General features: G+C 57.4%; 23 protein-coding genes. 4 read left to right on the forward strand and 19 right to left on the reverse strand.

Annotated elements, in window-relative coordinates; genetic code table 11:
- Positions 1–183 precede the first annotated feature (183 nt).
- The 5 genes from L6R21_14810 to ribD all read right to left on the reverse strand — a co-directional run bounded on the left by L6R21_14810 (position 184) and on the right by ribD (position 6,388).
- The gene (locus L6R21_14810) at positions 184–2,496 is read right to left on the reverse strand and encodes a hypothetical protein (protein ID MCK6560463.1); all 2,313 of its coding nucleotides are present in this window, start codon (positions 2,494–2,496) and stop codon (positions 184–186) included.
- A gap of 106 nt (positions 2,497–2,602) precedes the next feature.
- Positions 2,603–3,076, reverse strand: coding sequence for a 6,7-dimethyl-8-ribityllumazine synthase (gene ribE / locus L6R21_14815; protein ID MCK6560464.1), 474 nt, complete (start codon positions 3,074–3,076; stop codon positions 2,603–2,605).
- A gap of 112 nt (positions 3,077–3,188) precedes the next feature.
- Positions 3,189–4,445 carry a bifunctional 3,4-dihydroxy-2-butanone-4-phosphate synthase/GTP cyclohydrolase II gene (locus tag L6R21_14820; protein MCK6560465.1) on the reverse strand — a complete coding sequence of 419 codons (1,257 nt, stop codon included), beginning with the start codon at positions 4,443–4,445 and terminating at the stop codon, positions 3,189–3,191.
- Positions 4,446–4,544: 99 nt separating this feature from the next.
- Positions 4,545–5,210, reverse strand: coding sequence for a riboflavin synthase (locus tag L6R21_14825; GenBank protein ID MCK6560466.1), 666 nt, complete (start codon positions 5,208–5,210; stop codon positions 4,545–4,547).
- A 56-nt stretch (positions 5,211–5,266) separates the two neighbouring features.
- On the reverse strand, positions 5,267–6,388 hold the full coding sequence (gene ribD, locus L6R21_14830) for a bifunctional diaminohydroxyphosphoribosylaminopyrimidine deaminase/5-amino-6-(5-phosphoribosylamino)uracil reductase RibD (GenBank protein ID MCK6560467.1): 1,122 nt from the start codon (positions 6,386–6,388) through the stop codon (positions 5,267–5,269).
- A 768-nt stretch (positions 6,389–7,156) separates the two neighbouring features.
- Here ribD and L6R21_14835 point away from each other — a divergent pair.
- From L6R21_14835 to L6R21_14850, 4 genes are all read left to right on the forward strand, one after another.
- Entirely contained in the window at positions 7,157–10,003 is a 2,847-nt protein-coding gene (locus L6R21_14835) for a vitamin B12-dependent ribonucleotide reductase (GenBank protein ID MCK6560468.1), read from the forward strand.
- Between the two features lie 83 nt (positions 10,004–10,086).
- Entirely contained in the window at positions 10,087–10,623 is a 537-nt protein-coding gene (locus L6R21_14840) for a hypothetical protein (GenBank protein ID MCK6560469.1), read from the forward strand.
- Entirely contained in the window at positions 10,610–11,629 is a 1,020-nt protein-coding gene (locus L6R21_14845; GenBank protein MCK6560470.1) for a hypothetical protein, read from the forward strand. The genes L6R21_14840 and L6R21_14845 overlap by 14 nt, the downstream gene beginning before the upstream one ends.
- 6 nt (positions 11,630–11,635) lie before the next feature.
- A complete protein-coding gene (locus L6R21_14850; GenBank protein MCK6560471.1) occupies positions 11,636–12,394 on the forward strand; it encodes a hypothetical protein in 759 nt (252 codons plus the stop codon).
- A 292-nt stretch (positions 12,395–12,686) separates the two neighbouring features.
- Here the strand turns inward: L6R21_14850 and L6R21_14855 are convergent, their stop codons facing one another.
- The 14 genes from L6R21_14855 to L6R21_14920 all read right to left on the reverse strand — a co-directional run bounded on the left by L6R21_14855 (position 12,687) and on the right by L6R21_14920 (position 24,501).
- The gene (locus tag L6R21_14855; GenBank protein MCK6560472.1) at positions 12,687–13,109 is read right to left on the reverse strand and encodes a HEPN domain-containing protein; all 423 of its coding nucleotides are present in this window, start codon (positions 13,107–13,109) and stop codon (positions 12,687–12,689) included.
- Positions 13,102–13,419, reverse strand: a complete 318-nt coding sequence (locus tag L6R21_14860; protein ID MCK6560473.1) for a nucleotidyltransferase domain-containing protein — start codon at positions 13,417–13,419, stop codon at positions 13,102–13,104. Before L6R21_14860 ends, L6R21_14855 begins: the two co-directional genes overlap by 8 nt.
- A gap of 480 nt (positions 13,420–13,899) precedes the next feature.
- Positions 13,900–14,406 (reverse strand): biotin/lipoyl-binding protein, encoded by a 507-nt coding sequence (locus tag L6R21_14865; protein ID MCK6560474.1) that lies wholly within the window; start codon positions 14,404–14,406, stop codon positions 13,900–13,902.
- A gap of 125 nt (positions 14,407–14,531) precedes the next feature.
- Positions 14,532–15,086: a hypothetical protein gene (locus tag L6R21_14870; protein ID MCK6560475.1), complete on the reverse strand. Its 555-nt coding sequence runs from the start codon at positions 15,084–15,086 to the stop codon at positions 14,532–14,534.
- Positions 15,087–15,149: 63 nt separating this feature from the next.
- Positions 15,150–16,265, reverse strand: a complete 1,116-nt coding sequence (locus tag L6R21_14875) for a glycosyltransferase family 4 protein (protein ID MCK6560476.1) — start codon at positions 16,263–16,265, stop codon at positions 15,150–15,152.
- A 139-nt stretch (positions 16,266–16,404) separates the two neighbouring features.
- Positions 16,405–16,989 (reverse strand): nicotinate-nucleotide adenylyltransferase, encoded by a 585-nt coding sequence (nadD, locus tag L6R21_14880; GenBank protein MCK6560477.1) that lies wholly within the window; start codon positions 16,987–16,989, stop codon positions 16,405–16,407.
- Between the two features lie 8 nt (positions 16,990–16,997).
- A complete protein-coding gene (bamD, locus tag L6R21_14885) occupies positions 16,998–17,849 on the reverse strand; it encodes an outer membrane protein assembly factor BamD (protein MCK6560478.1) in 852 nt (283 codons plus the stop codon).
- Positions 17,850–17,881: 32 nt separating this feature from the next.
- Entirely contained in the window at positions 17,882–18,520 is a 639-nt protein-coding gene (locus L6R21_14890; GenBank protein MCK6560479.1) for a hypothetical protein, read from the reverse strand.
- Positions 18,521–18,537: 17 nt separating this feature from the next.
- Positions 18,538–19,638 carry a hypothetical protein gene (locus tag L6R21_14895; protein MCK6560480.1) on the reverse strand — a complete coding sequence of 367 codons (1,101 nt, stop codon included), beginning with the start codon at positions 19,636–19,638 and terminating at the stop codon, positions 18,538–18,540.
- Positions 19,577–20,311 carry a hypothetical protein gene (locus L6R21_14900; GenBank protein MCK6560481.1) on the reverse strand — a complete coding sequence of 245 codons (735 nt, stop codon included), beginning with the start codon at positions 20,309–20,311 and terminating at the stop codon, positions 19,577–19,579. The genes L6R21_14895 and L6R21_14900 overlap by 62 nt, the downstream gene beginning before the upstream one ends.
- Complete coding sequence (locus L6R21_14905; protein ID MCK6560482.1) at positions 20,308–21,318, reverse strand: Gfo/Idh/MocA family oxidoreductase; 1,011 nt, start codon at positions 21,316–21,318, stop codon at positions 20,308–20,310. Before L6R21_14905 ends, L6R21_14900 begins: the two co-directional genes overlap by 4 nt.
- Positions 21,319–21,328: 10 nt before the next feature.
- The gene (gene ruvX / locus L6R21_14910) at positions 21,329–21,775 is read right to left on the reverse strand and encodes a Holliday junction resolvase RuvX (GenBank protein ID MCK6560483.1); all 447 of its coding nucleotides are present in this window, start codon (positions 21,773–21,775) and stop codon (positions 21,329–21,331) included.
- Between the two features lie 52 nt (positions 21,776–21,827).
- Positions 21,828–22,271, reverse strand: coding sequence for an integration host factor subunit beta (locus tag L6R21_14915; protein ID MCK6560484.1), 444 nt, complete (start codon positions 22,269–22,271; stop codon positions 21,828–21,830).
- Between the two features lie 46 nt (positions 22,272–22,317).
- Complete coding sequence (locus L6R21_14920) at positions 22,318–24,501, reverse strand: bifunctional (p)ppGpp synthetase/guanosine-3',5'-bis(diphosphate) 3'-pyrophosphohydrolase (protein MCK6560485.1); 2,184 nt, start codon at positions 24,499–24,501, stop codon at positions 22,318–22,320.
- Positions 24,502–24,626: the final 125 nt, after the last annotated feature.

The following is a 24,626-nucleotide window of genomic DNA, read 5'->3' on the forward strand; positions in this document are numbered from 1 at the left end:
GGCTTCACGATCCCAAACCAACCTTCGGTGATGGACTGATTGTGCTCTCCTGAGACATGATTTTGCCGGCCACGTACAGAATCGTAAGCAAGCGCGTGACCCGTAATTCATTCATTCCAGCCCTCTCGCAAGGGGCTTGTGATGTGGCAGGCGTAATGCTCAATGCTTGTCTCGTCTTGCCCCCTACCGGCGAATGACGGCAACTTTTCCCACGGCGCTGTTGCCGGTTTCTTCGATATAGGCCATGAAGAAATAGACGCCGCTGGGCACGAGTTGATTGCTGCTGTCGCGCCCGTCCCAAATCACCTGGGCGCCCGGGATTTGCTCGCGCGAGAAGGTGCGGATCAACTCACCGGAGGCGCTGAAGATTTTGACCGCGCTGTTCTCGGCGAGATTGCTGATCACGAAACGGCCGCCGGCCTCGCCCAGGCGAAAGGGATTGGGATAGCCGGTGAGAAATTTGAGATCGGCCTTGGGTGCGGTGAAAGGCGTGCGCAAGCGCGAAATGCCGTTGGTGGTGGCGATCCACACGTCGCCATTGTCCGGATTGAAGGCGAGGTCGGTGATGGATTTGGAAACCAGCCGGCTGTTCTCGACTGTGATGGCGGTGAGTGTAAAATTGTCATCTCCGGAAAGCACCGAGATGCCGGCATTGGTGCCGATCCACTTGTTGTTGCGCGGATCGACTTTGATCACCTGCACGTTGTCGCTGATCAGACCGAAGCGGCTGCCGACGGTGCCGGCAAACCAGTAGTTGAGGCCCAACTCCGTGCCGAGCCAGATGAAGCCGTCGCGGTCTTGCGCGAGCGCATTCACATCGACGCTGAGCAGGTTGTCGTCTTCATCCAGCTCGCCGGAGAGATCGTCATCGTTCTTGGTGTCAAGCGTGCCGTTGTAATCGATGACGCTGACGCCAGCGTTGTCCGTGCCCACCCAGATGCGGTCGGCAGTCGTGGTTTTTTCGATTTCGACCGCAACCACAACGCCGCTTTGGATGCCATCGGAAGTGGAGAAATAACGCCACTCTTCCGCCGGCGTGTGCACCGCAATGACGTTGGAATTGACCGCCGTGTAGTTGCACACCCACACGTTGCCGGCATCATCCTGCTTCATGTCGGGCACGCACACGTAGTTCGGGTCGCTCAACACCGCGCTCGAGAGAATGTTGTTGGTGCGGTCGATTCTCTGAAATTCGAGATTGCCCCATTCGCCGCGCACGATGGTGATGCCGCCGCCCCAGGTGCCGATCCAGCGCTCGCCGTTTTGCAGCACGATCACCTTGCGGCTGTCGTTCCAAATCGCCGGATGATCCTTGGCGCTGAACGTATGCCAGCGCTCGCCGTCAAAAACCGTGAAGGCAACGTTCAAATCGGAAAAACCCGAGGTGCACCACAGGTTGCCTTGTTGATCGAGCGCCAGCGAAGTGATGCTGTTGCTGCCCGGACCATCAGGCTCATGCCATAGCCATTCCTGGTTCGCGCCCGCCGACTCGTACAACCCCGCATTGGAAGTCGCCAGCCACGGTTTGCGATCAGGATCAACCACGACACCGGTGACCGAAGCAACGCTGGTGCCGTAGCGCTGCCAGCTCCCCGGCGTGGTCGAGGTGAAAAGCCCGCTGCTCGTCGCCGCCAGCAACACCTCGCTGCCGCCGGCGTCACGGGTCACGGTGATTTGTTTGACCGAGGGATCGGCCAGGTCACCGTTCAGGCTGATCCAACGGGTGCCGTCGAATTGCGCAACGCCACTGCTCAGCGCGACGATGATTTGACCCTGCCATTTGGTGAAGCCGAGCACGACGTTGGAGGGCAGGCCTTCGCTGGTGGTGTAGTTGGTCCAGCTCTCGGGCGCCAGCAGGTTGGGCAGAGTCAAGGACGTCTTGGCAATGCCGCGATCGGTGCCGGCCCACAGGTCCTCGCCGTCGAGGAAGATCGTGCGCACCGCGGTGCCGATCTCCAGGCGCTGGCCCAGGTTCTTGTAGGTTTCCTTCACTTCCTTGCGATCAACGCGATAGAGGCTGACGCCGATGCTGAGCGCAATGTACATGGAATCGCCGCGCGCCACGAACTCGCTGATGCCGAGCGTTTTGAAGTCATTGATCTGCGCAAAGAAATTGCCGGCGGGATCATAGACATCGATCATACCGGAAGCCTGTCCCAGCCAGACCCGGTCGCGGGCGTCGAAGCCCAGTGCAGTCAGTTCATTCTGGCTGAGGCCGTCCGTGTTGCGGAAATAGCGATAGGCCTTTTGCTGGCGATCCCAAAACAGCAAGCCGCCGGTGGTGGCCGCCCAAATGCCGCGGGCATTGCTCTTCGCCGCCTTGAGGTTGCGCATGTTGGTGAAGGATTCCCAGAGATTGTCGGAAAGGTCGATCGCTACGCCGGTTTGGGCGAAGGCGAAGAGGGGCAGCAAGAGGAAAGCGGCGAGAGTGGACAACAACGCTTTGATCATGAGAGATTCAACCTTGGCAATTTTATCCTGCTTGACTTTCAGCACGCGCCTTCCGGCGCATTCACAACGGCGGCAACACTTTGCTGGGCGTGGGAATTTTCCGGCGGCCACTTGTGGCCTTAGGTGGAGGCTGCAAAGTTAAACCGCGGCCTCAACGTGAAGTTTCCAGGTTGGCAAGGAGACCGGCCATCTCGATCGCCGCCAGGGCGGCGTCCCAGCCCTTGTTGCCGGCCTTGGTGCCGGCGCGTTCGATCGCCTGCTCGATGGTATCGGTGGTCAGGATGCCAAAAATCGTGGGAATGCCGCTGGACACACTGATTTCCCCGATGGCCTTGGCAACGAACCCGGCTATGTGATCGAAATGCGGCGTGGCGCCGCGAATCAGCGCGCCCAGGCAAATGATGGCGTGCGGCCGGGTGGTTTTGGCAAGCTGCGCCGCCAGCAGCGGAATTTCATACGAGCCGGGCACGCGGTAAACCGCGATGTTTTCCTCCGCCGCGCCGTGGCGCAGCAGGCAATCCCGCGCGCCCTGCAGCAATTGCTCCGCGATGAAGCTGTTGAAGCGGCTGATGACGATCGCGAACGTTTTGTGCTGCGCGTTGAGTTGTCCTTCGAAAGTTGGCATGATGTTTCTCGGTCAATCCCGATCTGGTTGAGAATCTTTTCGTGGTTTCCGGAAGCCGGCGTGAGAAAAGCACGGCATGACGCGGGCGGACTGCCGGCGGCATGAATTCACGTTATTTCAAATCCCACTCCGCCAGCGCAATCTCTTCGCGGCCATTCTCGGAAAAGCCGTTGAGGATGAGATGCCCCAGCTTGTCACGCTTGGTTTCGAGGTATTTGCGATTGATGGCATTGGCGGGGATTTCGATGGGCACGCGCTCGACGATCTCCAAACCATAGCCCTCCAGCCCGACGATCTTCTTGGGATTGTTGGTGAGCAGGCGAATCTTGCGGATGCCGAGATCATGCAGAATCTGCGCGCCGATGCCGTAATGCCGCAAATCCGCCTTGAAGCCGAGCGCCTCGTTGGCCTCGACGGTATCGCGGCCCTGATCCTGCAGCGCATAGGCCTTGACTTTGTTGGCCAGGCCGATGCCCCTGCCCTCCTGCCGCATGTAGAGCAGCACGCCCCGGCCGGCGCGTTCGATTTGAATCAGCGCCTGCGCGAGCTGCTCGCCGCAATCGCAGCGCAGCGAGCCCAGAATATCGCCGGTCAGGCATTGCGAATGCACCCGCACCAGCGTGGGTTCGCCGCCGGCCACCGTTCCCTTCACCACGGCCACGTGATGATTTTCCTCGATGTCGCTTTCATAAACGTGCAGTAGAAAATTGCCGTACTTGCTGGGCAGATTGGTGGTGGCGATGCGGCGCACCAGCTTCTCGTAACGGCGGCGGTATTCGATGAGGTCACGAATGGTGATGATTTTGAGATGGAAGCGTTCCGCCATCTTCAGCAAGATGGGGACGCGCGCCATGCTGCCGTCTTCATCCATGATTTCGCACAGCACGCCGGCGGGATAAAGCCCGGCGAGGCGCGCGAGATCGACCACGGCTTCGGTATGCCCGGCGCGCGTGAGCACGCCGCCGGGTTGCGCGCGCAGCGGAAAAACATGCCCCGGCCGCGCCAGATCCTTCGGCCGCGTTTCCGGCGCAATCAACTGGCGGATGGTTTCCGCGCGATCCTGCGCGGAAATGCCGGTGGTGGTGTTGCGTTTGGCATCGACGGAGACGGTGAAGGAAGTGCCCAGGCTGGCGGTGTTCTCCGCCACCATGGCATGCAGATCAAGCTCATCCAGCCGCTCGTGCGTGAGCGCCACACACACCAGGCCGCGGCCGTGGGTGACCATGAAGTTGATATGCTCCCGCGTCACTTTTTCGGACGCAACACACAAATCCCCCTCGTTTTCCCGGTCATCATCATCCACCACAATCACAATCTTGCCGTCGCGAAAATCGGCCAGGGCCTCTTCGATCTTATTGAATCCACTCATGATCAAGTCGAATCTTCAGGAATGATTTTTTGCAAGCATCTGTTGGTTGTTGCCGGCATGAAGTGCAAACGTTCGCAAACCGTGTGACGGCGTGCGCTCTCACCCGCCGGAGGAATCTTGTTGCGGCGTAATATAGCCCCAGGCTCGCAATTTGTCAATAAGCGGCATGGCATCAGGCGCGGAAGTCAGGAGCTTCTCGAGATGTTTTGCGAGCAAATCGGTTTCAACATTCAGCCAATCGCCGGGCTGGCGCTGGCCCAACGTGGTCCAGGTCAGCGTGTGGGGAATCAAGGCAAGGGTGATCGTACGCGCATGCACGCGCGCCACGGTCAAGCTCACGCCGTCGAGCGCAATTGCGCCCAGCGGCACGACGTAGCGGGTCAACTCCGGCGGCAATTCCACCTGCAGGAGCTTGCCGGCTGCCTGCGACTCCCACCCCGTCACGCGAGCGACGCCATCCACGTGGCCCTGCACGAAATGGCCGCCCAGGCGGTCGGTCGGCCGCAGCGCGCGCTCGAGATTGACCCGGCTGCCCATTTGCAATTGCCCGAGATTGGTTTTGCGCAGCGTTTCGTCCACGGCCTGCACCTCGAAGGCCTCCTGAGTGTGGCGAATCACGGTCAGACAAACGCCATTCACACAGATGCTGTCATCGATCTTGAGGTCGCTGAGCACCTTGTGCGCCGCGATCGTGAACTGCCGCGCCGCGCTGATCGCGCGCACGGCTTTGATTTGACCAATCTCTTCGACTAATCCGGTAAACACAGGTCGCGTTCTCCTCGAAGCATTCGTCCTTCGCGGGCTGGCCGTCGCCCGGGGCCTCAATCGGCGCGGGGATAAGTGATCTGCCCCGTCACCAGTGCGTTGTCGCCGATGATTCTCCACTCCGGTTGGTCGAGCGTGATCGAATGCGTGATGCTGGCAATGGGCAAATCCCGGAAGGCAACGATGCCTTCGCCCAAGATTTTGGGGGCGATGAAGCAGGCCAGCCGGTCGGCATGCTTTTCAGCGAGCAGCGTGCTGAACACCCGGCGGCCGCCTTCGACCAGCACCGAGGCAATGCCTTCCTGGCCGATGCGCTCCAGCACGCGCGTCATCTGCAGGCTGCCGGAATGCGAGGGCTGCACCTGCCACACCCGGGCGCCGCGCTGTTGAAGCTGCTTCTGCTTTTCGTATTCCTTGCACTCGCTGGAGATGATGATAATGGTCTTGTCCACGAAATTATCGTTGAGCACTTTGGCCTGCAGCGGCACGCGCAAATGGCTGTCGAGCACGAGACGGCGCGGCTGCGGACCGTCTTCATGGCGCACGGTGAGCTGCGGGTCATCGGTCAGCACCGTGCCGATGCCGACCAGCACCGCATCGTTTTGCCAGCGCCAGCGGTGCACCAGCACGCGCGCGCGCTCGTTGCTGATCCAGCGCGAATGGCCCTTGGAATCGGCGATCTTGCCGTCGATGCTTTGCGCGATTTTCAACGTGAGGAAAGGCAGACGGGTGGTGATGTATTTGAAGTAGGATTCGTTGAGGCGGCGGCAGATATCTTCCAGCAAGCCGGTTTCCACGATCAGGCCGCGCTCGCGCAGAATCTTGATGCCCCGGCCATTGACCAGCGGATTGGGATCGACGCTGCCGATGATCAACTTGCGAATGCCGGATTCGATCACGCGATCGACGCACGGCGGCGTTTTGCCGTAGTGGCTGCAGGGCTCGAGCGTGCAATACAAAGTGGCGCCCTGCGCCAGATGCCCGGCTTCGCGTAATGCTTCAACTTCGGCGTGATCCCCGCCGAATTTGCGATGATAGCCCGTGCCGACAATCTCTCCCTCACGCACCACCACCGCGCCCACCATGGGATTGGGGCTGACGAATCCGCGGCCCCGCGCCGCGAGATCAATGGCAGTCTTGAGAAATTCCTTGTCCGAGTTTGAGAAGCGATGTTCCAACGCTAAATCCTTGTTAATTCCCGCGCAATATAACCTCCATCTGCCAAGCTGTCAAGCGCTTTTTCCGGCAGATTCCCGCGCATCACGGCCTCACTGAGTAACTATTAGTAGGGTGAACGAAAAACCCAAATACAACATATCGAAACTTTTGCTTGACTTCTTGCGAGCCAGAGGTTATATTGGCGGCGTTTTGTGCCGGGCAGTCTGTCGAATCCAGCAAGCAGATCAAGCAATAAATCGATTTGCACTCTGATTCTGACGGCACAAAATGCAGTGCAGTCACACCCCCCTCACGGCGCGCCACACCTCATCGGAAGCATGATGGAACTGGGGCATTAGCAATTATTGGCATCCGTCCCTCAGGTTGAAATCTGAACGACTTGTGCCAGGGAGGCAACGGAAAATTCTCAGCCCGAAAGCCATTTGAGAAATTCGGGCCGTGATTTTTTCGTGAAAAGCCAGAGATTCCGGTCCCGCCCTTCGCTCAGCCTGATCTTGATCGGCTGTCATTTCCGGCGCTGCCAGCAGCAGACATTCCTTCGGTCGTGGCGATGACGATCGCCAAATCCCAAGCCGCTGCAGAAATTCTCTCTCAGGCTCCTGCCGGAGCAATGCTGATCGTGCGCTGATCCGCTCTCTGCACTTTCGCGTCCTGCCCCGCTTGCCGCGTGCAACTGCATGCGTGGCGCAGAGGCAGTTTGGCAACCAGGAACGGTTCCGTCGTTGAAAAGTTGTGCCGTTTGATCACCCACATCATGGAGGAACAACATGGCCTCAAGAGCAACAACCTTGAATGTCCCCACGCAACCGAAAACCTCGAATGGCAACGGCCATCCTGCCGCCCCCGTTCCGGGTATTGGCGCCGCGCCGGCCAGCCTTGCCGAGTCCGGGCTTGCCATTACGCGTTACTTCACCGACGGTAAACAATCTCCCTTCGAGCAGGTCCAGTGGGAGCGCCGCAGCGCCCTCATCTCCAATGAGAAAGGCGAAACCGTTTTCCGGCAGGATGAGGTCGAGGTGCCGGCCTTCTGGTCGCAAACCGCGACCAATGTGGTGGTCAGCAAATATTTCAACGGCAAGCTCGGCACGCCGCAGCGCGAAAACAGCGTGCGCCGTTTGATCGACCGCGTCGCGGCCACCATTCGCGACTGGGGCGCCGCCGGCGGTTATTTTGCCGGCCCGGCGGAGGCCACGGCCTTCTATGATGAGCTGGTCCATCTGCTCGTGCAACAGAAGCTCTCCTTCAACAGCCCGGTTTGGTTCAATTGCGGCATCGAGAAGAAACCGCAGTGCTCGGCCTGCTTCATCAATTCCGTGGAAGACCGCATGGAATCGATTCTGGAGCTGGCGAAAACCGAGGGCATGCTGTTCAAGTGGGGCTCGGGAACCGGCTCCAATCTTTCCCCGCTGCGCTCTTCCAGGGAAAAGCTGTCGAGCGGCGGCATCGCCAGCGGCCCGGTGAGTTTCATGCGCGGCTTCGATGCGTTTGCCGGCGTGATCAAAAGCGGCGGCAAAACCCGGCGCGCCGCCAAGATGGTGATTCTCAATGCCGACCATCCCGACATTGTCGAGTTCATCAGCAGCAAAGCCAACGAAGAAAAAAAGGCCTGGGCTTTGATCGACGCCGGTTATGACGGTTCGTTCAACGGCGAAGCCTATCATTCGATCTTTTTCCAGAACGCCAACCACAGCGTGCGCGTGACCGACGAGTTCATGCGCGCGATCGAACGCGACGGCGAATGGCAAACGCGCGCCGTCACCACCGGGGAAGCGGTGGAGACTTTCCGCGCCCGCGATTTGATGAAGCTGATTGCGGAAGCGGCATGGCTGTGCGGCGATCCCGGCATGCAGTTCGACACCACCATCAATCAGTGGCACACTTGCTCCACTAGCGATCGCATCCACGCCAGCAATCCCTGCAGCGAGTACATGTTCCTCAACGACACCGCCTGTAATCTCGCGTCGCTCAATCTCATGCGCTTTCGCCATGCCGACGGCAGTTTCGATCACGCCGCTTTCACCCACGCGGTCAGCATCGCGATTCTGGCGCAGGAGATCATCGTGGACAACGCCAGCTATCCCACGCCCAAAATCGAAAAGAACAGCCACGAATACCGGCCGCTGGGCCTGGGTTATGCCAATCTGGGCGCGCTGCTGATGGCCTCCGGCCTGCCCTACGACAGCGACGCAGGCCGCGCCCATGCCGGCCTGATCACGGCGCTCATGCACGGCCAGGCCTACAAAACTTCGGCGCTCATCGCCAGCACCATGGGCCCGTTTCCGGGTTACAGCCGCAATCGCGAACCCATGCTGCGGGTGATCCAGCAGCACGCCGCGCATGTCGATGCCATCGATCAGCGCCTGGTGCCCTCTTCCCTGTTTCAGGTGACCAAGAACGTGTGGGCGGAAGCCTACGAGCTGGGCCGGGAATTCGGCTACAAGAATTCCCAAGTCACGGTGCTGGCGCCCACCGGCACGATCGGGTTCATGATGGATTGTGATACCACCGGCGTGGAGCCGGACATTGCGCTGGTGAAATACAAGAAGCTGGTGGGCGGCGGCATGATCAAGATCGTCAACCAAACCGTGCCGGAGGCGCTGCAGAAGCTGGGCTACAGCGCCGAGCAGCGCAAAGCCATTTTGGAATACATCGATCGCAATGACACCATCGAGGGCGCACCCGGCCTGCACGAGGAGCATCTGCCGGTGTTCGATTGCGCCTTCAAGCCGGCGCGCGGCCAACGCACGATTCACTACATGGGCCACGTGAAGATGATGGCGGCGGTGCAGCCCTTCCTTTCCGGCGCGATCTCGAAGACGGTCAACATGCCGCATGAAGTCACGGCCGATGACATTGCGGCAACCTATCTGCAGGCCTGGAAAATGGGTTTGAAAGCCATCGCCATCTATCGCGACGGCTGCAAGCGGATTCAGCCGCTGGTGACCAGCCTCGAGGAAAGCAAACCGGCAAAGCCGAAAACGGCAGCCGCAGAGGAGTTGAAACCCGTGCGCCGGCGCCTGCCGGATGAGCGGCAATCCATCACGCACAAATTCAGCATTGCGGGACATGAGGGTTATCTCACCGTCGGCATGTATGAAGACGGCACCCCGGGCGAGATTTTCGTGGTGATGGCCAAGGAAGGCTCGGTGGTCTCAGGCTTGATGGATTCATTTGCCACCGCGATTTCCTTGGCGTTGCAGTACGGCGTGCCGCTGCAGGTATTGGTGCGCAAGTTCCAGCACGCGCGTTTCGAGCCGTCGGGCTTCACTACCAATCCCCAGATTCGCATGGCGAAGTCGATCACCGATTATATTTTCCGCTGGCTGGCGCTGAAGTTTTTGCCGGATCAGGAGATTCCCGCCAACGGCCACAGCACCGGCATGGACGCGGATTTCGGCATCGACAACGCGGAGAATGGCGCTACGGGGAATGGCGCCGCGGGCGCAACGCCGGCGGATCACAAGCTGGCCATGGCGCGCGCCTCCCAACTCGAACACAGCACCTACCAAAGCCAGGCCGATGCACCGCCCTGCCACGAATGCGGCAGCGTGATGGTGCGCAGCGGAAGCTGTTACAAATGCTTAGAGTGCGGGGCAACGAGCGGGTGTTCGTGAGGTTTGAATCCAACTTTCCCCCAACAAATATTTGTTGGGGGGATTGCTTTTTTGATAAAGATAGTTCAAAGCAGAGTCAAACGATGAAAGAATTATTCTCAAATCTCTCTCTCATTCACTGGCTATTCTTGCTTTTTTTTCAGTTTTTTACGGTAGGAATTTTAGTCTTTTTATTCATGAAATGGTTTTTACGTAAAGAGTTGAGGTTGTACCGAAATCTGAAAAGGCCAGTGATGATCATCACGCCGAGTAACTCGCAGGGCGTAAAGATTGAGAGTACCGAAATGGAACTTGAAACAAGAATGCTTGTAAAAAATGGATTTTTTCGGATTGACAATGAATCGACTGATTTTCGGTCCTTCAATCCACGCAGCAATCATTGTCTTGTCGTTCTTGGCTATCATCCAGACATGCACGGTCTCGATGAGGTGCTTACCAAAGTCAAAATGTTGCAGATCCCTTTAATTGTTTTCACTTACGGTAAAAACATTAACGCAATTGCTCAAAGGGACAAAACAAAACTGGATAGCTACCCTTTGACGTTGTATGCGAATTTTCAACTCACATTACTCAATCACATCTTCACAACTTTGGCTACGTATCCATATGAACAGAAATGACATCAACCGAATTATCGTCGATTTTGCGAAAAATAACCTTTCTCCGCAAGAAACTGAACGGCGAGAAATAGCAAAAGAATACGAAAAGCTTAAGACGTTTCTCGATGGAAAGACACTCCAAAACGGCTCATATGCTCGTTTTACGTCAACGACTCCGGTTCATGATCTTGATGTGATTTATGTTTTACCAGAGGAAATCTCAGCCCCTCTTAAAAAGATGATACTCATGGAATCAGGACCGCTTGATATTAGCAATATCTTGGAAAGTTTGGCTGAAAAACTGAGACACGATTATGCCAGCCAAGCGCGCGTCAAAACACAACCTCACTCGGTGGGCATTTATTTTGGCAGCGATGATGATTTTTCCATAGACGTCGTGCCTGCGATACCCATTGAAAATGAAATGTTCAGAGTTCCAGAGTCTTCGCACTTATCAATCCCAAGGAGAAGAAAGCTATATGAATCAAATCCTACCCTCAAATGGATAAAATCAGATCCGAAGGGATATATCAAGGACGCCTCGAATGTCGATGAGCGTACAAATGGTTATTTTCGTAAAACAGCAAAGTTTGTGAAAAAATGGAAAAACAGATGCAAAGAAATCGATCCAAACTTTCGGCTAAAATCATTTCACCTTGAATTGGTCGTGACAGAATTTTTCCAAAATGCTCCCGCACTGATCTGCTTCGATGTTGTTGAGAAGTTTTTTATCAATCTGAATCAAAAAGTTGAAAAGCCTCAAATTCCAGACAAGGCTGACAAGAACATGTTTGTCGACCAATATCTTGTTGATCTGACCGAAGATGAGCGCTCAACGATTCTGAAGTTCAGAAATGAGGCACTCTCATATATTAAAGAAATGGAAGTCGCTCAGTCGGAAACCAAGTGCCTCGAACTGATCAAAGCACTTTTATTCAATTCTAAACAGGGAAATGCTCCCAACGTGATTTCAAATGGAGCAACTAGATTCAGCCCTGCATATTCAAAGCCATATTGTATCATCTGAAGTACTATGATTATTACGGACGATGACCACGCTTGGCTTGCTCAAAACTACTCTAGCTTGAAATACAGTATAGATGGCGAACTTGTAATAATTGAGGGACAATTTGATTTCATTGCTGCGTATTATGAGCAGCAAAAAAGATACGTTATTAATCCGAACAGTCAGCATGAAGCGTCGCCCATCATCCAAGATAGCTATCAAATCAGAGTCACCTTTCCTTCAGGAAAGCCGGAGTATCCAAGAGTTTGGGAAATTGGTGGAAGGCTTCAAGCTGTCGCAAAAAAATCTGGAAAAAAGCCAGAAGATTTGCACATCATTCCTGCCGACGACTCCCTTTGTTTAGTGGGGCTTCTTGATATCCAATTCGATATCACTTTGCAGGAGTATTTTGACGGTCCGTTGCTGCAGTTTTTTCATGATCAAAGCTATTTTGAACGATACGGGAAATGGGTCAGAGGTGAATATTCTCATGGTATGCTCGGTGTTATCGAAAACTATTGTGACAAACTTCAGGAAGGCGTACAACTTGCGGATTGGTGTTTGAAAATCCTCCTTGACAGTAAAGCCGTGAAGCTTCTCAAACTCATATTCAAAAAAAATGGACTTGCTGGGCATCATTTGTGCATTTGTGATGCTGGAAAAAAGTTTCGGCATTGCCACACAAAAGTTTTGCAAGGGTTGCGGCACTTACAAAACTACGTGAAGGATGATCCGAAAATTCGCTGTAAGGATATTTATGAAATTCTTGTCAAGCATCATGAATGATAATTGTTACTTAAACGAAATACAAAGGGCATACTCATTCGAGATGTCCTTTGCCATTTTAACAGATACGCCGCAGGCGTTCCACACCAAAACCGAGGGTCGCGCGCAGCGCACCCTCGGGAAACGGCCGTGCTCGCAAGAATCCTGAAGGGATTCAACAAGATGATGCCGCTATCTTGTTAATGCCCTCAGCGTCGAGTTTTTTGAATCTGTAAGGGCTTTGCGACGCGCCGAAAGCACAAAGGGCATCCCAATCGAGATGCCCTTTAGTGTTCGTGCGCGAAGATCGACTCTATTTGATCCGTGGCCGGGCTGCTTCCGGCAAATGATCGCGAATGAAATCAAATATCTGTTGCGCTAACTGAATTGCCTCGTTGACTTCCTGTTCGTCCGGGTCCGGCTCAAAAAACTCATTTGGGTAACGATATCCGGTTGCATAGGGAGTAAGTGTCGCGGCAGCATCATCAAAGAGTTGAAAGGATGGTTCGATTCCTTTGCACAAATCGACCAGGATTGAGAGATTGTGGTTTTTCTCGAATTCAATATCGTGACAAACCAGAAATCCTTTTAGCGCCTTCTCTGCCGCTTGTTGGCAATGATAAATCGCGATATCAAGATACGGTTCGGGATCGCTGGCAAGCCGGCGAGCAGAACCCAAGTCGTTTCTCGCCTTGGTGAGCCACGACTGCACGAGCTCATTCTTGGGATCATCCATAGAGAACCTTCCCCTTTTCCAGGATTCTTCGAGTCAATGAAGCCGGTACGGAACGATAGCGCTCCAGCTCCTGGCTTGTGCTGACAATGATTTCCGCAGGAATGCCAAGGCCTTGCAAACAGCGATAGGCGCGCGCCGCCCTCCGTGTCGGCGGCACATCGGCAGATTTTACAATGACGAGAATATCCACATCGCTGTGCCGGTGCGGCGTTCCCCAGGCGTACGAGCCAAAGAGAATGATTTTTTCCGGATTGAATTCTCGTACCAGCCGATCCGTCATTGTTTCCAGGGATTTCTTGATCTGCAGCATTTGCCAACTCGTGCGGTAAAGTAGATCTCATCTTTGCTACTGTCAACCTACTCAACTCTTTCTCAAAATGCAAGTGTCGCATCTGAGATGCCCTTAGCCTTAGCCATTTTAACAAATACGCCGCAGGCGTTCCACAACAAAACCGCGGGTCGCGCGCAGCGCACCCTCGAAAAACGGCCATGCCCGCAAGAATCCTGAAGGGATTCAACAATCGGCGTTGAGTCTTTTGAATCTGTGAAGGCTATACGACGTGCCGAAAACACAAAGGGCATCTCAATTCAAGATGCCCTTTATCGCTTTGGATGTTTGGTGTGCCGTTGCTCTGATTTGTTTGGGCTGCTCATTTTATATATCATCCCGCTGTCATTCCGCAGGGACTTTGTGAATAACTTGGGAGTGTGCCCAGTTCTTCACAGGATCCTTGCAGAATGACAGTGGCGGCGAATATCCTTTTCAAGAAAACAGCGCACCAATTTTCCCCTACCCCGCCTTGAGGGTGAGCAAAACCGCGCCCTTTTCCACCGCGGTATGCGCTTGCGCCGTCACCGCCGCCACCACGCCTGCCACCGGTGATTTAAGCTCGTTCTCCATTTTCATCGCTTCGATGACCACCAGCGCCTGCCCCGCGGTCACCGCGTCCCCGGCGTTTACCAAAATCCGCGTAATCAGACCCGGCATGGGCGCCTTCACCGTGGTTTCGGCGGGGGCCGCCTTGACCTGGCGTTGGAGTGCGCGCAGCGCCAGGCTGCGCTCGTCTTCCACGCTGGCGGTGTACACGTGCGGGCCGATGCGGACTTCCTGCTCGGGGTTGGCGCCGCTGAGTTGTACAGAATAAGCCTGGTCATCGATCAAGATCGAATACAAATCGCCGCGCACGTGGCGAAAGTCGAAGCGCACCGGTTTGCCCTCCAGCTCGGCAATACCGGCGGCCGCATCCACCACCCGGACCGCAACGATCCGCTCGCCAATTTTAACCTGGTAGTTCATCAAGCTGGCCCAAAAAAAGAAAAGCCGTTCACACGGCTTCTCAACAATCGCGTCATTGACGGAATGGAAGAATCGCTGGGCTGCACGACGGCGCCGGTGAAGCGCTGCCGGGCGGCGGTCAAGCTTCAGTTCCACTCTTCCCGGTCACCCCAGTCAAAGGAGTCTTCATCTTCATCGGGGTTGTCTTCGTCGTCCCAATCTTCTTCCTCCTCCCAGTCATCTTCTTCTGCTTCTTCGTCTTCTTCCTCCTCCTCCTCCTCCTCCTCGTCTTCTTCCTCTTCCTCTTCTTCGTCGGCGTCCTCCCAGTCTTCTTCATCGTCCCATTGTTCTTCGTCATCCCAGTCTTCGAAGTCGTCGAGTTCTTCTTCGCCTTCTTCGTCGATTTCTTCGAGGTCGGTGTCTTCTTCTTCGCCTTCCTCACCTTCCCCGCCTTCCCCGCCTTCGGGTTCGTCTTCGTCCGAGTCTTCGTCGTCCAAATCCTCTTCCTCCTCGTCCCACTCTTCCTCGTCCTCTTTGGGGCCAAGCTTGATGGTCTGCAAATCGAGCTCGCCCATCGGTCGCTGGTCAGTGTGTTCGAGGCGGAAAAGCGAATGGCCTGCCGCAATGCTCATCAGCTCAGACAACTCGCCGGTGAAGACACGGTCTGAGCCCAGGTCTTGCGTATTGGGTTTCGGTTGCATGCTCATCTCCTTCAATGGTTTCAAATTCGCTGTGTCCGCCCAGAAATGACTATGGGCCTGCGCTCAGGAATAACAGATCGCTGCTCCGGCGTCGGCCGTCATGCTTGCAGTTTCGCCGGCGAGCTGATGATAGACTGCTTCAGTCGCCGCGAGCATTTTCGGCAGAGAGAACGACTCCGCCGCGTGACGCTCAGCCGCGGCGCCCAGCCGCCGGCGCAGGGGAGCGTCTTCCGCCAGTTGCAGCGCCGCCTGCGTAAGGGCCTCGACGTCTTTGGGCGGCACCAGCAGGCCGGTCTGCCCCGGCTTGACGATGTCAAGTACGCCGTCGCAATTCGAAGAGATCACCGCTTTGCCCATGGCCATGGCTTCGATCAACACCAAGCCGAACGCCTCGGCGTGCGAGGGAAAAACAAACACATCGAGCGCGGCAAGCAGACGGGCGACGTCTTGGCGAAAGCCGAGGCAGATGGTCACCTCCTGCAAGCCCGCAGCGGCGATGCGATCAAGGATGAGCCGGGCTTCTTCTTCTTCGCCCCGGCTCGGTCCGCCGATCAACACAAAACGGGCGTGCGGCAGCCGGGACCGCAGACGGCGTGCCATCTCCAGGAACTCCAGATAGCCCTTGCTGATTTGCAGCCGGCCGACGATGCCGAAAACCAGATGCGCGGCGGACACGCCCAATTCCGCGCGCACCGCATCCGCCTCAAAACGTTCCGGGGAAAATTCCTGCAGATCGACCCCGTGGTGAATGACGCCGACTTTGCCGGCGGAGACAGGATGGGTCGCCAACAGATTGCGCCGAATGACTTCGGAGATGGCGATGAGGTAATCGACGCGGCGATAAAGATAGCGATGTAAAAGATCGCGTTTGGGCTTTTGCGTCCCGATGTGCTTGGTTAAGACCAGGGGAATTTGCGGCACGCCGGGATGCGACAGCGCCGGAACCAATGTCCACAGGTCGCGAGAATAGTGGGCGTGGATGACCTCCGGCTGTTCTTTCAGCAAGAGTTTTGCTAGCTTGAGAAGCGCTCGAGGATGGAAATATCCTCCCAGGCTCAAATCGTGCGGTTGGAAACCGCGCTTCTGGAAATCGGCATAGAGTGGAGAGCCGGGTCTACACAACGGCAGAATCTTGTGCCCGCGGTTCGCCAGATGCTGAGATAGATAGCTGACATGCATCTCCATACCTCCCCACGACGGTGAGGTACAGATCTGCAGGATTTGCGCCATGATGGAAACGAGCTAAGTCCTTGTTCTCGCGCCTACCTATCTTTTTTGCAGGGCGCAAGATAAACCATCGACCTTCAAAAAGCAAGCACTATTTGTACAGGTCGTGCGCGCGAATGTAACCTCGGACCACCTCGGGAACCAGGTAGCGTATCGATCTGTTATTTTTAACCTTGAGACGGATGGCAGTAGACGAAATTCCGATCAGATTGCCGCTGAGTTGATGATCGGCTTGAGTCAACGCTGCGGCCTCGGATTCCGATTGTTTTTCGGGGCGAGGATAAACCGCCAACTGCGCGAGGCTGCGGATCGCCTCAGGTTCACGCCACTTGTGAAATTCCGACAGACTGTCAGCGCCAATGATCAAATGGAATTGCGCACCGGCATATTCCGGCCGGCGACTCAGGAGGCGGAGAGTCTCAACGGTGTAAGAAGGCCCGGGCCTCTCCAGTTCCACGGTCGAGACTTCAAAGCGAGGATTGCCGGCAACAGCAGCACGCAACATCGCCAGGCGATGCGCGACCGCGGTGAGTTGCACGGCGTTCTTGTGGGGAGGCTGCGGCGCAAGCACAAATAGGACGCGCTCGAGCTGCAGCTCTTCGCTTGCGCTTTCTGCAATGATGAGATGGCCGTAGTGCACCGGATCAAACGTGCCGCCCAAAATGCCGACTCGCATGCGCTTCTCTAATTCCTGGCCTGGCCGTTCGTGGCAAGTTTGTCTTCCAGCATTTTGAGCAGTGTCTCGGCCCGTTGCCGGTATTTTTGCTCCGCCAAGCCGGCATTATTGGCCTCGGCCTTCTCTTGATCCTGGCGATACTTGTCGAGAAGAGTTCGCAGGCTTTCCCGGGCTTCGCTGTAGCGCTCCAGCTTGGTGAGGGCTTCGGCTTTGAAGAAAAGCGCCGGCTCATAGTACCGGGTATCATAGAAGCGGTTGAGCACGCCGTCGTAGTAGATCAACGCCGATTCGTAGTAGGCCATGCGGCGATAGAGGTCAGCGGTGCGGTACTCTTTCTTGGCGAGTTTATCGCGCGTGAGGTTGAGCTTGCTGACCACCTCCTGCCGCAAATCGCTGGTGGGATAATCATCCAGGAAGCGCTGAAACTCCTCGATGGCCTGCCAGGTGTATTTTTGATCGAGATCCGCTTTCGGCGAGAGTTGATAGTAGCACATGCCGAGTTTGTATTGCGCGTCGTCGAGGTATTCGCTTTGCGGGTAGAGGCGCAGGAGTTTTTCGTATTCCGCCGCGGCCGTGATGAATTCCTCCATGCCGTAGTGGCACTCCGCCAGGTAATACTGCGCCTCATCGACGAAGGTGCTGCCCGGCGCGTTCAGCGTCACGATGCGAAATTGGGTGCGGGCATCGTAGTAGTTCTTCTTGCGGAACAACTCCATGGCATAGGCCAGACGCTCTTCGTTGGTGAGGTTGGCGCGCAGCTTGTTGCTGCCGCAGGCCAGCAGCCCGGTGAGCACGGCAAGGCCCGCCAGCAGGCAAATACCGCCTCGCCGCAAGTGCAGGGAAAGACGGTTCCGGTTCATCTGAGTTTTCATTGGCACCTTGGTATAAGTTCCTATTGACTTCGCAGCGAATAAAACGCATAGACGATGGCGCCGGTTGCGGCGACCAGCACCGCTGGTTCGAGCCAACGGTGCGTGCGTTCCCGCTCCACCCAACGTCCGACGGTCATGGGCACGGCGGTGTTTTCCAGTCCGGCAATCTGGCCGGCTTGCACGGTATCGCGGTGCACGATCTGCACCAGTCCCTGAAAATATATCTCGCCGGTGGATTCATGGTGAACATCAAAGTCGACCGCCACCTGCGCCGACCGCTGTGCGCGCGCCGTGCGCAGCCAGCCCAACCATCCGCCCGGCAGCCGGCTGTAGGTCAATTGCGCTTGCACGACGGCATAATTGACCGCAATACCCTTTCTTGAGACGGTTTCCCGGTCAAAAACGCCTTGCCGGTTTTGCGCGCGAATGATTTCGGTCAACGCGTTTTGCAGCAGCCGGCCCGGGCTTTCGGCGCCGGCCGGCACGCGTGCGATCACAATCAGCGAATCAGGCACAGCCGCGAGCGTGGCAACCGGCTCCGCAGCACAGGCTCGCAAGGCTGCCTGTAGGAACTGCAGATTGCTGGGCGGCAGTTGCGCACCGGCCGGCGCAAATTCGAAAAAGAAAAATGCCGCAAGCAAAATCCTGGCTGTCTTCAACTGAAGCTCGCTTCCGGTTAAAGGCGAAGGATCGTGGTGAGCGCGTGGATTTTGCGGCGCCCGCCGGCTTCGATCACCACGCCGTAATTCAACAGCCAATTGGGCGAATGGCCGCGCCGGCCCGCAAACAGCAAGTCGGCGGTGTTAAACAGCCCGCAGCCGGCAGTGAATGCCATCCGCTCTTCCTGGCCCATCCAAAACGCACCGCCGCGCAAGGCGATCACCGAAAAGAGTTGCTGCTCGAATCCGACATGCGGCTCACGCACCATTTCCGTGTTGTCTTCTACCAGGTTGCGCACATCCAGGGCCAGCAGGGTGCCCGGCCGCGGCCTGGCACTCACGCCGAGATTAACGCTGCCATCCACGAAGCGTTCCGGATGGTCACGATAGCCCTGGCCGGGCTGCGTGGGCAGGGTGAGATAGCTGACGCCCACCAGCACGTTTTGCCATGGCGCCACCGTGATTCCATAGGCGGCCCGCATCACCCATTCCCGCCGCTCCGGCGCCGTGCTTTGATAATAAAGCCCCAGGCTCCCTCCCATCGCGACCCTTTCGGCAACCCGCATGCGCACCGCGAACACGCTGTATTGATTGTCGAGATATTCGTCGACCTCGCCCCACCCGGTGCGCGCCAGCAGCGCCCAGCGGGTGGATTGTTCCGCGATGAGGGCGGCGAAATCAAAAGGCCCGAGGCGCAGCACCATGCCCTTGATCAACAGCCCGGCAGTGGCGAGCGCCCGCGCGCTCGCACTGGTGGACTCGTTGAAGAAGCGCGCCGGTCGCGCCGCCGCCCATGCAGGCGTCAAGGGATTGAGAAAGAGCTTGAAAACCGGATCGCGTGCGCTGCGGCTGCCGAGATTGGCGGGATTGTACAAACCCGCCGCCAGTTCATCGTGTACCGCGACGAACGCGCCGCCCATGGCCAGCGGCCGCGCGCTCAGCGTATTGGTGGTGAGGTATGCCTCCTGCGCCCACGCGCCGGTGGCGCTGAAAAAAATGATGAGTGCGGCTCGCGCCGCAGCCAGACGGTTGCAAAATTGATTTCGGCATATCCATTCAGACCAGGGCAGCGGCTGGGAGCATCGTGGTTGATTCGGGGAATGGTGCAAGAGTCGCAAGAGACGATACACTTGTTTTCGCTTTTCTGAGTAGTCGAACTTCGATCTTCGGTTCCTCAAACTGCCGCGTATTCGGAGTGATGAGCCGGCTGAGAGCAAACGGCAAGGCAAACGCGAGCAGCAGCACTGCGCTCAGGCCGGTCAGCCAGCGCGGTTCATGCCGGCGCAGCCACATGCCGAGCAGCAGCGCGTTGAGCGCAGCCACCCAAAGCGAGACGGCATAGACGCCGAATGCAGGTGTGTACAGGATCATTTGCAGGTAGTAGTTCTGCGTATAGCCCAGGGCAAAGGCCTGAAAGTCGGCCTGCACCAGTGCTTTGCCGGCTTCAATGGCCACCCACAGAAACGGCACCGCGAGCAGATAGCCGCGCGGCCACCACCGCCGCAGCGGCAGCAGCAGCAGCGCAAACAAGACATAGAACGAGGCATGTACCGCAATGGTGTACATGTTGGTGAAGGGCCCCATTCGTCCGGAGGCCAGGATCGCGAGCGCCGTCAGCAGCAGCCCGAACAATGCGCTCCAGCGCACGGTCTCCGCCGGCGCTTTGTCCTGCAACAGCAGCAACAGGGGAATCAAGCCCCAGTAGGCCAGAAATCCCCAACGATAGGGCGGGAAGGCCAGGGTCAGGGCCACTGCCGCGAGCAGGCAGAGCAGCAGATTACGTGACCTCAAAGCTCGACCTCTTTGCCGCGGCGCGCGGATTCGTACATGGCTTCGATGATGCGCATGCGATCCAGGCTCTCTTCACCGGTGGAGAGCATGGGCGTGTCGTCGCGCAGGCATTTGATGAAGTGCCGCAGTTCGTTGCTGTAGGAGCGTTTGTAGCGCGACATGGGTTTGTCGTCGACGTGCGGGGTCAGATTGGTGAAATTGCCGTGCACTTCTTTCATCACCCGCAGGGGGTTGGTCATGGCCCAGCCTTGTGTGCCCAGCAAGTTGGTGTAGAGTTCGTCCTGGGCGGTGAGGAACGTCCAGCTCACTTCCAGCGCCAGAGAACTGCCGTCTTCGAGGTGCACGAACGCCACCGCGGTGTCTTCCACCTCGAGTTTGGAGACTTTGTTGTAGAGCGTGGCTTTCACGGCCTTGGCTTTCTTGTTGCCGAAGAGCCACAGTGAGAGGTCGAGCATCTGGATGCCCAAGTCCATCAGCACGCCGCCGCCGGAGTATTGCTTTTGAAAAAGCCAGGAGTGTTCCGACCATTTTTCCTGGCGGCGCAGCCAGCCGCAGCGGGCGTAGAAAATGTCGCCCAGTTCGCCGGCTTCGATGAAAGATTTCAGGTTGATGGCATCGCGGCGAAAGCGCACGTTCATCGCCACCATGAGTTTGCGCTGATAGCGCCGGGCCGCCTCCACCATGCTGCGGCCTTGTTCCAAGCTCAGCGCCATGGGTTTTTCGACCAAGACGTGCTTGCCGGCGGACAAGGCGGCGAGGGCGAGCGGCATGTGCATGTGGGTGGGCGCGCAAATGTCGATGGCGTCGATATCGTCGCGCTTCAGTACGTCGTCATCGCGGGTGTAGTATTGTGGGATGGCATAGCGCTCGGCCACGGCCTTGGCACGAGCGAGATTGGTGTCGCATACCGCCACCAAATCGACACCGGAGAGTTTTTTCCAAATGGGAATGTGCGCAACTTGTGCAATACCGCCGGCGCCGATGACGGCGAGTCTGATCGTTCTCATAGCCAAGGTTTCACTGAAGTGAGTGCAAGCGGTCCAGGTAATTTTGCAGAATCAAAATGGCCGCCAACTGGTCGATTTTTTCTTTGGGTTGCCGCCGGGCGCCGGTCTCCGCCAGCGTGCGTTCCGCCTGTTTGCTCGACCAGCGTTCATCCCAGGCCACCACCGGCACGGTCACCTGCTGCTCGAGCTCACGAATGAAGGCTTGCACGGTCTTGGTCATGTCGCTGTCGTCACCGTTGAGGTGGCGCGGCAGCCCCACGACGATCAAGCCGACCTCTTCCTCCTGGAGGAGCCGCCGCAAGCGCGCGAACAACTCGCCCTTCCCGGTGAAGGGCAGCGTGTCACGGCCATGCGCCAGCAGATGCAAAGCGTCGCTCACCGCCACGCCGATGCGGCGCCTGCCGTAGTCCAATGCGAGAATTCTCCGGCCGGGCGGCGCGGCCTGCACAGTAGCCATAGGCAAATCAGTGTTGCTGAACAAGCGTGAGTGACTTTCTCGAGGAGGCGCGTCACGGCGTCTGGCGAGGTTCCTTTTCCCCATCCTCTTGCTCGCCGGCTTTTTCCTCGTCGCCCTCCTCCTCATCTTCCCAATCCTCATCCCAGTCTTCCCAGTCGTTCTTGCCGTCTTCGTTGCGCGGCGGTAGATCGGTGAGCGGCTGCTTCAATACTTCTTTGAGCAGCTTGCCGGCCTTGAAGTGGGTTTTGCGGCGGGCGGGCACGTAGATGATTTCGCCGGTTTTGGGGTTGCGCGCCTTGGGCTTGGGCTTGGTGGTTTTCACCTCGAACACGCCAAAATCGCGGATTTCGATGCGGATCTCCGGGTTGGCTTGTTCCATGAACTCGCGCAACGCGGTGAACACGCCATCGACGACCTTCTCGGTGAGATAGATCTTCTCGTTGACGATCTTCGCGGTTCGTTTGGCAACGTCTTTCTTGGTAATGGTGCTCTTCATGACCACGACTCCTCATTTTGCGTTCATACGGCACTCGCCGGAAGATTCAGAGAACTTCCTCCTCCGCGATCAATTCGTCGGTCCCGCCGACCCGCTCGACGCTGAACACGCCGTTGACCTTGCTGATGCGGCCGATGACCCGGGTGAGATGCTGCAAGTTTTTCACTTCAATGATGATGTTGCTGTGCACTACCCCGTCTTCCGCGCGCATCTCGATGCTGACGATGTTGGTGTCGGTTTGCGAAATGGCGTCGCTGACATCGCGCAGGAAGTGCTTGCGGTCCGTGCCCAGCAACTGCAGCCGCACGGTGAAATGCTTGTTGGGCTCGACGTCCCACTGCACTTCCACCCGGCGCTCCGGGTTTTCCAGCAGCCGCAGGATGTTCGGGCAGTCGGTGCGATGCACCACCACGCCCCGGCCCTGCGTCAAAAAGCCGAGAATGCGGTCGCCCGGCACCGGCTGGCAGCATTTGCCGAAATTGATGAGCAAATGATCCAGGCCCTGCACACGCACGCCAATGGCCGAGCCGCGCGCCTTGTCGATGATCTTCTTGAAAAAGCCGGGCTTGTCGTTGCCCTCCGGCACTTCCGGTAGAATCTTCTGGATGACACTCTGCGCCGCCACGTCGCCCCGGCCGATGGCGGCATGCAGCTCGACGGCATCCGCCAAACCCAGAAGCTGCGCCACTTCATTGACGTCGATCTCGTCCCGGTTCACGTGCGCCCGCTTGAAAGCCTTCTCCAAAATCTCCGCGCCGAGCTTCTGGCTTTGCTCGGCCATGGATTCTTTCAACCAGCGCTTGATCTTGGCGCGCGCCTTGGAAGTTTGCGCGAACTTGATCCAATCCTTGTTCGGTTTCTGATTGGCGCTGGTGATGATCTCGACCGTGTCCCCGCTCTTCAGGCGATAGTTGAGCGGCACGATGCGGCCGTTCACTTTGGCGCCGATGCAATGCAGGCCGATGTCGGTGTGCACTGCAAAGGCGAAATCCACCGGCGTGCTGCCCACCGGCAGCTTGTTGAGCCGGCCCTTGGGCGTGAACACGAACACCTCATCTTGAAACAAATCGATCCGCAGGTTCTCCATGAACTCCTTCGGATCGTTGGTGTCGTGCTGCCACTCCAGCATCTGGCGCAGCCAGGCAAGCTGCTTGTCAAGCTCGTCGGCTTTCTGCTTGCCTTCCTTGTAGCGCCAGTGCGCCGCCACGCCCACTTCCGCCGTCCGGTGCATGTCCTCGGTGCGGATTTGCACTTCCACCATCTTGCCTCCGGCGCCGACGACGGTGGTGTGCAGCGATTGATACAGGTTGGATTTCGGCGTGGCAATGTAGTCTTTGAAACGTTCTGCCACGGGCGTGAAGAGATTGTGCACGATGCCCAGCACGAAGTAGCAGTCTTCGGTGCGCTTCACGACGATGCGCACGGCGAGCAAATCGAAAATCTCTTCGAACGATTTGTCGCGGCTCAGCATTTTCTGAAAAATGCTGTAGAGATGCTTGGGCCGGCCGGTGATCTTCGCCGGCAGGCCGGCGTCCCTCAGCGCGGCCCGCACCGGCTCGGTGAAGCGCCGGAGATAGGCCTCCCGCTCCTCCCGCTTCTCGGCGATCTTGTTGACGAGATTCCAGTAGGCCTGCGGCGCCAGGGTTTTGAACGCCAGGTCTTCCAGCTCCCAGCGGACTTTGCCGATGCCCAGCCGGTGCGCCAACGGCCCGTAAATTTCGCGGGTTTCGAGCGCGATGCGCCTTTGCTTCTTCTCCGGCAGGTATTCGATGGTGCGCATGTTGTGCAGCCGGTCGGCAAATTTGATCAGGATGACGCGAATGTCCTTCACCATCGACAGCAGCATCTTGCGGAAGTTTTCCGCCTGGCGAACTTCCACGCTGTCGAATTTCAGCTCCGAGATTTTGGTCACGCCGTCCACCAGGCCGGCGATTTCCTCGCCGAACTTTTCCTGCACCTCTGCGATCGTCACGCCGGTGTCCTCCACCACGTCGTGCAGCAGGCCGCCGACGATGGTGACGTAGTCCATGCGCAACTCGCACAGGATTTTGGCGACCTCCACGCAATGAACGAAATAAGGCTCGCCGGATTTGCGCAACTGGTTGCGATGCGCCTCTTCGCTGAAATGAAACGCCTGCGCCAGCAGCTCATGATTGATGGGATGCTTGCTGTAGCGGTGCAGCCGGCGCACAATCCGCGCCAGCTCCTTGTCGAAGTCGTATGTTGCCATGATGCCCGTTCGTGCCAGTCTGTCCCGTCTCGTTGCCTTCGCCACCCGACCCCGGCGTTCATCAAAGCTCACCGTTGCTCTTTCCTGCACAGGAGCGCTCACCTCATCTCACCTCGCTGCCTCAC

Source organism: bacterium (assembly GCA_023150945.1).
Taxonomy (GTDB): Bacteria; Zhuqueibacterota; Zhuqueibacteria; order Zhuqueibacterales; family Zhuqueibacteraceae; genus Coneutiohabitans.

Excerpts from the sequence above, each read along its gene's own strand:
- ribE (MCK6560464.1), bottom strand. The coding sequence starts at position 3,076 with ATGCCAACTTTCGAAGGACAACTCAACGCGCAGCACAAAACGTTCGCG.
- L6R21_14820 (MCK6560465.1), bottom strand. The coding sequence starts at position 4,445 with ATGAGTGGATTCAATAAGATCGAAGAGGCCCTGGCCGATTTTCGCGAC.
- L6R21_14835 (MCK6560468.1), top strand. The coding sequence starts at position 7,157 with ATGGCCTCAAGAGCAACAACCTTGAATGTCCCCACGCAACCGAAAACC.
- L6R21_14840 (MCK6560469.1), top strand. The coding sequence starts at position 10,087 with ATGAAAGAATTATTCTCAAATCTCTCTCTCATTCACTGGCTATTCTTG.
- L6R21_14845 (MCK6560470.1), top strand. The coding sequence starts at position 10,610 with ATGAACAGAAATGACATCAACCGAATTATCGTCGATTTTGCGAAAAAT.
- L6R21_14850 (MCK6560471.1), top strand. The coding sequence starts at position 11,636 with ATGATTATTACGGACGATGACCACGCTTGGCTTGCTCAAAACTACTCT.
- L6R21_14855 (MCK6560472.1), bottom strand. The coding sequence starts at position 13,109 with ATGGATGATCCCAAGAATGAGCTCGTGCAGTCGTGGCTCACCAAGGCG.
- L6R21_14860 (MCK6560473.1), bottom strand. The coding sequence starts at position 13,419 with ATGCTGCAGATCAAGAAATCCCTGGAAACAATGACGGATCGGCTGGTA.
- L6R21_14865 (MCK6560474.1), bottom strand. The coding sequence starts at position 14,406 with ATGAACTACCAGGTTAAAATTGGCGAGCGGATCGTTGCGGTCCGGGTG.
- L6R21_14870 (MCK6560475.1), bottom strand. The coding sequence starts at position 15,086 with ATGCAACCGAAACCCAATACGCAAGACCTGGGCTCAGACCGTGTCTTC.
- L6R21_14875 (MCK6560476.1), bottom strand. The coding sequence starts at position 16,265 with ATGCATGTCAGCTATCTATCTCAGCATCTGGCGAACCGCGGGCACAAG.
- nadD (MCK6560477.1), bottom strand. The coding sequence starts at position 16,989 with ATGCGAGTCGGCATTTTGGGCGGCACGTTTGATCCGGTGCACTACGGC.
- bamD (MCK6560478.1), bottom strand. The coding sequence starts at position 17,849 with ATGAACCGGAACCGTCTTTCCCTGCACTTGCGGCGAGGCGGTATTTGC.
- L6R21_14905 (MCK6560482.1), bottom strand. The coding sequence starts at position 21,318 with ATGAGAACGATCAGACTCGCCGTCATCGGCGCCGGCGGTATTGCACAA.
- ruvX (MCK6560483.1), bottom strand. The coding sequence starts at position 21,775 with ATGGCTACTGTGCAGGCCGCGCCGCCCGGCCGGAGAATTCTCGCATTG.
- L6R21_14915 (MCK6560484.1), bottom strand. The coding sequence starts at position 22,271 with ATGAAGAGCACCATTACCAAGAAAGACGTTGCCAAACGAACCGCGAAG.
- L6R21_14920 (MCK6560485.1), bottom strand. The coding sequence starts at position 24,501 with ATGGCAACATACGACTTCGACAAGGAGCTGGCGCGGATTGTGCGCCGG.